Origin of the sequence: Kitasatospora sp. NPDC087271, from assembly GCF_044744605.1 — a bacterium.
GTDB lineage: Bacteria > Actinomycetota > Actinomycetes > Streptomycetales > Streptomycetaceae > Kitasatospora.
On the sequence record NZ_JBIUYQ010000047.1, the window covers coordinates 21879 to 29994 of the forward strand.

The window sequence follows — 8116 nt, forward strand, 5'->3', positions numbered from 1 at the left end:
ACGATGATGGAAACCCTGAGCATCGAATACGGTCGCCCGCACCAGGACGGCGCGGTCCTCGACCTGTTCGCCACCTGGGTGCACCGGACCCCGGACGCGCCCGCCCTGATCGACGGCGCCCGCACCTACAGCTACGCCGAACTCGACCGCCTCGCCGACACGGTGGCCGCGGCGCTGCGCGACCGGATCCGCCCCGGCGACCTGGTCGGCGTCTGCCTCGGCCACTCCGCCGCCCTGGCCGCCGTCACCCTCGCCACCGCCAAGCTCGGCGCCGTCCACCTGCCGCTCGGCCCGCGCCCCGGCGAGCGCCGGCTCCAGGCCGTCGCCGAGCAGCTGCGGCCCGCCTGCCTGGTCGGCGACCCGGCCCGACTGTCCCATGGCGGCGAGCAGTTGGCGCTCGACCTGGACCCGACCGGCGACGTGGTCGCCGCGTTCGTCCCCGGCGAGCAGGTCCACGTGCCCGCCGGCACCCACTACGCGGTGCTCACCTCCGGCTCGACCGGCACCCCCAAGGCCGTCGCCGTCGGCGAACCCGCCCTCGGCGCGCTGCTCCACTGGTACCGCGAGCTGACCGGCCTCGGCCCCGGCGAGCGGCACAGCCTGCTGATCGGCGTGTCCTTCGACCCGCACGTCCTGGAGCTGTGGGCCACCCTCACCTCCGGCGCCGCGCTCACCCTCGCCCCCGAGGCCGTCCGCTGGGACCCGGGCGCGCTCACCGACTGGTGGCGCGAGGCCGGCGTCACCGTCAGCATCCTGCCCACCCCGCTCGCCGAACCGATCCTGGCGCGCGCGTGGCCGGACGGGCTGGCACTGCGCCACCTCACCATCGGCGGCGACCGGCTGCGCCGCGCCCCCGGCCCGGACGTCACCGCGACCGTCCACAACGCCTACGGTCCCGCCGAGGCCACCGTCACCACCACCGTGCACACCATGGCGCCCGGCCTCGACCACGGCGCCGGCGCACCGCCGATCGGGCTGCCCGTCCCGGGCGCGGTCGTCCTGGTCACCGACGAGGAGGGCCGGCCGGTGCCGCGCGGCCAGGCCGGCGAACTGCGCATCGGCGGCCGGGGCCTGGCCGCCGGCTACCTCGACCCCGAGCTGACCGCCCGGCGCTTCGTCGGCGTGCCGCCCGGCGTGGACGGCATCGACCGGGTCTACCGCAGCGGCGACCGGGTGGTGATGCGCGCCGACGGCGTGCTGGAGTTCCACGGCCGGCTCGACGACCAGGTCAAGGTCAGCGGCGTCCGGGTCGAACCCGCCGAGGTCGAGGCCGCGTTCGAGCGCGACCCGCGGGTGCGCCGGGCCGTGGTGGCCGCGGCCCCGGCGCCCACCGGCGGCGTCCGGCTGCTCGCATTCGTCCGGACCGCCGAGGGGTCCTCGGCGGCCGACGCCGACGAGCTGCTGGCGGCGGTCCGGCCGTGGCTGCCCGAGCAGGCCGTCCCGTCGGCCGTCCGCCTGGTCGACACCTTCCCGCTGGACGCCAACGGCAAGGTCGACCGCGCCGCCCTGCTCCTCGCCCCGACGGCGGACGAGCCGGTCGCGACGGAGGAGGGCGCCACGCCCACCGAGCGCACCGTGCTGCGCCTGTGCCGCGACCTGCTCGGCCGCGCGGACCTCGGGCCCGGCGACAACTTCCTCGCCTCGGGCGGCAACTCGCTCGCCGCCGCACGGCTGCTGGAGGCCCTGGAGGAGGAGTGCGGGGTGCGGCTGCGCGCGCCCCTGGTGCTGCGCCAGCCCGACCTGCGGGCCGTCGCCCGGCTGGTGGCGGAGCGGCAGCCGACCGCCGCCGCCGTCTGACCGCCCGCCCGCCCGTACGACCTGCGCAGGGCGCCCCGGCCGTTCGCGGCCGGGGCGCCCGGAAGGGACCCACCATGCCCACCGCGACCCTCCCGGACCTGATCGCCCGGCACGCCCAGGAGCGCCCCGACGCCCTCGCCGTGACCGATGGCTCCACCGTTCTGACGTACCGTCAACTCATCGACTCCTCGGCCCGGCTGGCCGCGACCCTGACCGCCCGGGGGATCGGCCCCGGCAGCGCCGTCGGCCTGCTCTGCGCCCGTTCCACCCGCCTGGTCGTCGCCCAGCTCGCGATCTGGCGGACCGGCGCCCACGTCGTCCCGATCGACCCGGCCTACCCGCGCCAGCGCATCGCCGAGATGACCGGGGACGCCGGAGTCCGGCTCGTCCTCGGGGACAAGACGCTGCTCGCCGAGGCCGGACTCGCCGAGGAGCAGACCCTCGCGCTGACCTCGACCCTCGTCCTGGCCGAGCCCGCCGCCCCGGCCGGGAACGGCCCCGACGCCATCGGTGCGGCCGCCCCCGACGCCGCCGACCCGGCCGCGCCCGCCCTGCTCTTCTACACCTCGGGCTCCACCGGCCGGCCCAAGGGCGTCATCGTCCCGCACAGCGCCGTCGCCGACCTGGTCACCGCCCAGGACGCGTTCACGCTCGGCCCCCGCGACCGGGTCCTGTTCCACTCCACGATCAGCTTCGACGCCTCCACCTTCGAACTGTGGGCCCCGCTGGCGCGCGGCGCCGCCGTCGCCGTCTCGCCGTCCGACCGGCCCACCGCCGAGGAACTCGTCCGCGACATCGAGCGGTTCGGCGTCACCACCGTGTTCATCACCACCGCCCTGTTCCACCACCTGGCCGCCCGGCAGTCCCGGATCTTCGGCGTGCTGCGCACCCTGGCCGTCGGCGGCGAAGCCCTGTCGCCCGAGTACGCGGGGGCGGTGCTGCGCGCCTTCCCCTGGCTCGAACTCTTCAACGTCTACGGGCCGACCGAGGCCACCACCTTCACCACCCTGCACCGGATCACCCCGGCCGACTGCACCACCGGCCCGGTCCCGATCGGCCGGCCCTTCGGCGGCGCCCGCACCCTCGTCCTCGACCAGGAGCTCGCCCCGGTGCCGCCCGGCACCGTCGGCGAACTGTGGATCGCCGGCGACCGGCTCGCCCAGGGCTACCTGGACCGGCCGGAGCTGACCGCCGAGCGCTTCCGCGACCTGCCCGGCACCGGCCGCGCCTACCGCAGCGGCGACCTCGTCCGCCAACGCCCCGACGGCGCGCTGGAGTTCCACGGCCGAACCGACGACCAGGTGAAGGTCCGCGGCTTCCGGATCGAACCCGGCGAGGTCGAGCACGCGCTGCTGCAGTTCCCCGAGGTCGCCGAGGCGGCCGTCGTGGTCCGACGGCCCGGCCACACCGACGCCGCGCTCACCGCCTGCCTGGTCCTCGCCGACGGCAGCCGACCGGCCGTCGAGACCCTCCGCGCCCGGCTCGCCGACCGGCTGCCGGCCCACCTGGTGCCCACCGCCTGGACCGTACTCGCGGCCCTGCCGCTGACCGGCACCGGCAAGATCGACCGCCGCGCCCTCGCCGCCGCCGACGAGACGGCCGCCGACGGACCCGGCACCGCCGCCGCCCTCACCCCGATCCAGCAGGCCGTCGCCACCGCCTGGACCCGCGCCCTGGAACGCCCGATCACCGACCCGGCCGCCGACTTCCTCGCCGAGGGCGGCCACTCGCTGCTCGCCATGTGGGTCGTCGACGACCTCCGCGAGGACCTCGGCGTCGAACTCTCGCTCGCCGACTTCCTCGGCCACCCCACCGTCGCCGGCCAGGCCGACCTGCTCGAACGAGCCCTGCGCGCCGCGCACGACGACACCCCGCAAGGAGCCACCCGATGACCGCCGAGCACCCGGCCGTCGACCAGACCGCCGACCAGGCCGACCTGCTGCGCCGCGCCCGCCGCAACCGCCCCGCCGCGGGCGGGCGCCCGGCGGCCCCGCAGAGCGCGCCGACCGGCCAGGGCGACGGCCCGGCCGGCCCCGCCCCGCTCTCGCACGCCCAGCAGCGGATGTGGCTGATGGACCACCTCGGCCAGGGCGGTGCCCTCTACAACGTCCCGCTCGCCACCCGCCTGCGCGGACCGCTCGACCCCGCCGCCCTCGCCACCGCCCTCACCGGCCTCACCGAGCGCCACGCCGTCCTGCGCACCCGCTACGGCCGCCAGGGCGACCAGCCCCACCAGCAGACCGACCCGGTCACCCCGGTGCCGCTGCGCACGGTGGACGCCACCTGGGAGAACGGCGCCGGGAACAACGCCCCCGCCCTGCTCGCCGCCGAGGCCGCCCGCCCCTTCGACCTCGCCACCGGTCCGGTCCTGCGCGCCCTGCTGCTGCGGCACGGCCCGCAGGACCACACCCTGCTCCTGAACATCCACCACATCGCCGTCGACGGCGGCTCGCTGCCCGTCCTCGCCGCCGACCTGGCCGCCCTCTACGCCGCCGCCCGCGACGGCGTGGCGCCCCAACTCCCGCCGCCCGGACCGTCGTACGCCGAGTACGCCCGCGAGGAGCGCACCCGCGACGCCGAACTCACCAGCGCCGCCGACGCCCGCGCCCGACACCTGGCCGGCGCCCGCCCGCTGGCGCTGCTGCGGCCCACCCCGCCCGGGGCGCGCGAGCGCCGGGCCACCCTGCACGCCGCCCCGCTCGCCCCCGCCACCGTGGAGGGCCTGCGCCGGCTCGGCGCCCGGCACGGCGCCACCCTGTTCGCCGTCGTCCTGGCCGCCGCCTTCGCCACCCTGCGCACCGCCGCCGACCAGGCCGACCTCACCCTCGGCTGCGCCAGCGGCCAGCGCCTGCGGCCCGAACTGCGCCGTACCGTCGGCCTCGGCGTCAACACCCTCGCGGTGCGCGCCGACCTGGCCGGCGATCCCACCTTCACCGAGGTGCTCGGACGGGCCCGGACCGCGCTGCTCGACGCGCAGCAGCACCACGAGATCCCGTTCGACCTGATCGTCGAGCGGCTCGGCGCGGCGGCCCGCGGCGCCGACGGCACCCCGCTGCTGTCCGTCAGCTGCGACCTCGTCCACCCCGCCGAGCCGCTCACGCTGCCCGGCCTCACCGCCGAGGACGTCGAACTCGACCTGGGCCTGGCCAAGTTCGGCCTCGCCCTGCTGGTCGAGGACGGCCCGCAGCCGCGCTGCCTGGTCCAGCACGACCGGGACGCCCTCGACGAGACCACCGCCGAGCAACTGCTCACCGCCTTCGCGGACCTGCTCGCCGCCGTCGCCGCCGACCCCGACCAGCCCCTCTCCGCGCTCCCCGGCACCCGCCTGGCCACCGCCCGGCACCCGGCCCTCGCCGCACTGTCGGCCGACCCCCGGGTGGTCGAGGCGGCCGTCGTCGAGACCGCCGACGGCCCGCCGCTCGCCTACGCCGTGGTGCGCGGCCCGGTCGCCCCGACCGGCGTCGAACTGCGCGCCGCACTGCGCCGCCACCTCGCCCCCGCCCACCTGCCGTCCGCCGTCACCCTGCTGGACCGGCTGCCCCGGCACGCCGACGGAACCCCGGACCGCGGCCGGCTGCCCGGCGCGGCCCCGACCACCCCCGGGCGGTCCGGCCCGCTCGACACCGTCCGGACGGCGTTCGGCGAACTGCTCGGCACCACTCCGCCCGCCGACGGCGACTTCTTCGCCCTCGGCGGCCACTCCCTGGTCGCCGTCCAGCTCGCCGAACGCCTGCGCACCCGCACCGGCCTGCCGCTCACCGGCCTGGACGTGCTGGAGCAGCGCACCCCGCGCGCCCTCGCCGCCCTGCTCGCCACCCGCGAGGACGAGCGCCGCGCCGCCCCCGCCCGCACCGGCTCCCGCCCGGGCACCCGCACCCGCGCGGGCACCGTGCTGCTCACCGGCGCCACCGGCGGTGTCGGCGCGGCCGTCCTCCAGGAACTGATGGCCCAGGGCCGCCCGGTCCGGGCCCTGGTCCGGCCCGAGTCCGCCCACCTGCCCGCCCTGCACGGCGCCGAACTGGCCGAGGGCGACCTCGCCGACCTCGACAGCCTGCGCCGCGCGGTCGAGGGTGTCGACGCCGTCATCCACGCCGCCTGCACCTTCACCGAGCACGCCGTCGACCTCGCCGCGATGCGCGCCCTGGTCGAGGGCTGGCGCGGCGGCCCGTTCGTCTTCGTCAGCAGCATCGACGCCTACGGCCGCCCGTCCGGCACCGACATCCCCGAAGGCGGCCCGACCGGCGAACCGGTCAGCCCCTACGGACAGGCCAAGCTGGACTGCGAGCGCATCCTGTTCGAGGCGGCCGCCACCGGCCGGGGCCCGGCCACCGTGGTCCGCGCCCCGATCGTCTGGGGCCCGCACCAGCGCCTGCGCGACCAGCTCCGCTGGGGCTCCACCGGCGACCTCTACCAGGCCGCCCTGGCCGGCCGCCCGATCGCCCTGCCCGCCCCCTCCCCCGGCGACCGCTCCACCTGGTACGGCGCCGCCTGGGTGCACTCCGCCGCCCTGGCCCGCGCGCTCGCCGCCTGCGTCGCCGACGGAAACCCGGCGGCCGGCCGGATCGTCAACGCCGTCAACGGGCACGTCTCCTGGGCGGACTTCACCGGCGAGCTCGTGCGCCTGCTCGACTCCGGCAGCCCGCTGGACCTGCGCCCCGACGCCGATCCCGAACTCCGCCGCCCCTGGCACTACCGCGCCGAGACCCTCGCCGCCCCGCTGAGCCCCGAGCCGGGCGAGGACTGGCGCACCGTCCTGGCGGCGATGGTCGGCTGACCTGCACCGCTCCGCGTCGTGGCGGTCGGCCCGAGGCCGGCCGCCACGGCCGTTCGGGGGGCCGCCGCGGCTATATGATCACGCGGCCGAGATCACGTCACGGGGGAGCACGAGAACAGCGATGGCCGGGCAGGCAGTACTCGCACCGCCGAGGGAACTCCGCACCTGGTTCGGCCGGCGCTCGGTGCGGATGACCGGATCCGCGCTGGTGTGGCAGGAGGAACCGGAGGCCTTCCACATCCCCTACGGCCGGATCCGCCGGGTGCACGCCGTCCCCGGCCGGGGCGTGCTCTGGGACCTGTGCGTCGAGGTCGACCCGCCGGGGCGCGGCGAGCGCTCCGAGTTCCGCCTGGGCACGACCGATGCCAAGGCCCAGGCGTTCGCCGACGCCATCAACGCGCAACGGCTGAAACGGCTCGCCGAGGCTCCGGCCGACCCGACGCGGATCCGCGTCGAACCGTTCCGGCGGCCCAGGCCGCTGCGGCCCGCCGGCTGGCAGCTCGGCCTCCTCGCGCTGTTCGCCGGCTGCCTCACCGAGTCCGTCGCCCTGGCTCTGCTCGGCCACCCCGTGCGGGCCGGGTTCGTCTGGGCCGGCTTCGCCGCCTGGTGGGTGAGCGCCGCCTGGGCGGCGAACCTGCCCTGGCAGCTGCGGTACTGGCGCCAGCAGCAGGCACTCGGCGAGCTCCGCCCGGCGGAGTTCACCGGCTCCTACCTCGGGGAGTACAGGGTGCACGACGTCCACGGACACTCCCGCAGCACCCGGCGCACGCTCCGGTACACCTACCGGGTGACCGACCAGCTCGGCACGGCGCAGCGGCACGAGTGCAGCGCCGCCGACGTGCAGGACGTGGCGCGGCCCCGCACGGTCCTGGTGGTGCCCGGCCGCCTGTCGGCGGACACGCCGGGCGGGCTCGCCGGCCACCTGGTGTGGATGGGTGTCACCGGCCTGCCGACCCTGGTCGCGGGCCTGGTCGGCCTGGTCCTCGTCCCGGGCCTGCTGCTGCCCTGAGCCGCCGACGGCTCACCGATGCCGGCCACCTGCCCGCCCGGGTGCGCGTCCGGCCTGGACTCCGGGTCCGCCTCCCGCCCCACCCGACGCGCACCCTTCCGTTTGCGGTGGCCCGGGCCGGGGTGTGGGGGCGGTGTGCCGGCGCTGGAGATCCACTGGAGGCCGCCTCAAGGCGGGTGGTTCGTGGCGGGTTGGGTGTGTTCTGGTGGATGGCGAAGCAGACCCGCCCCGGGTCCTGTCCGGCCGGACAGGACCCGGGGCGGGGCACACCGGGGGACGGTAGACGCTCGCGCATGGATGTGAGTGTGGAGGCTATGGTTCGCCGGCCCGGAGTGGATTTGACTGGTGGACATGAGGACGGACGCGCGGGGTTCGCAGAACCGCCCGGGTCCGCTGGTTTCGTCGACTTCTTCTCCGAATGGGGTGGCTGCTGTGGTTGCCAAGGGTGTTGTGGATCTTCCGGTCGGTGCTGGTGTGGTGCTGGTGGTGGGTGGGACGGGTAAGACCGGTCGGCGGGTGGCGGATCGGTTGGCGGG

The 8116-nt window shown here is 77.1% G+C and carries 4 protein-coding genes; all 4 read left to right on the forward strand.

Annotated elements, in window-relative coordinates; translation table 11 throughout:
* Nucleotides 1-6 precede the first annotated feature (6 nt).
* The 4 genes from ACIO9K_RS37315 to ACIO9K_RS37330 all read left to right on the forward strand — a co-directional run bounded on the left by ACIO9K_RS37315 (nucleotide 7) and on the right by ACIO9K_RS37330 (nucleotide 7580).
* A complete protein-coding gene (locus ACIO9K_RS37315; RefSeq protein ID WP_400336341.1) occupies nucleotides 7-1797 on the forward strand; it encodes an AMP-binding protein in 1791 nt (596 codons plus the stop codon).
* 74 nt (nucleotides 1798-1871) lie between these two features.
* Entirely contained in the window at nucleotides 1872-3689 is a 1818-nt protein-coding gene (locus ACIO9K_RS37320) for a non-ribosomal peptide synthetase (protein ID WP_363626015.1), read from the forward strand.
* Nucleotides 3686-6571 carry a condensation domain-containing protein gene (locus tag ACIO9K_RS37325; protein WP_400336343.1) on the forward strand — a complete coding sequence of 962 codons (2886 nt, stop codon included), beginning with the start codon at nucleotides 3686-3688 and terminating at the stop codon, nucleotides 6569-6571. Before ACIO9K_RS37320 ends, ACIO9K_RS37325 begins: the two co-directional genes overlap by 4 nt.
* A gap of 121 nt (nucleotides 6572-6692) precedes the next feature.
* A complete protein-coding gene (locus ACIO9K_RS37330) occupies nucleotides 6693-7580 on the forward strand; it encodes a hypothetical protein (RefSeq protein ID WP_363626019.1) in 888 nt (295 codons plus the stop codon).
* Nucleotides 7581-8116 lie beyond the last annotated feature (536 nt).

What these genes read in the sequence shown, in the direction of transcription:
- ACIO9K_RS37315 (WP_400336341.1), top strand. Translation starts at nt 7, where the DNA reads ATGGAAACCCTGAGCATCGAATACGGTCGCCCGCACCAGGACGGCGCG.
- ACIO9K_RS37325 (WP_400336343.1), top strand. Translation starts at nt 3,686, where the DNA reads ATGACCGCCGAGCACCCGGCCGTCGACCAGACCGCCGACCAGGCCGAC.
- ACIO9K_RS37320 (WP_363626015.1), top strand. Translation starts at nt 1,872, where the DNA reads ATGCCCACCGCGACCCTCCCGGACCTGATCGCCCGGCACGCCCAGGAG.
- ACIO9K_RS37330 (WP_363626019.1), top strand. Translation starts at nt 6,693, where the DNA reads ATGGCCGGGCAGGCAGTACTCGCACCGCCGAGGGAACTCCGCACCTGG.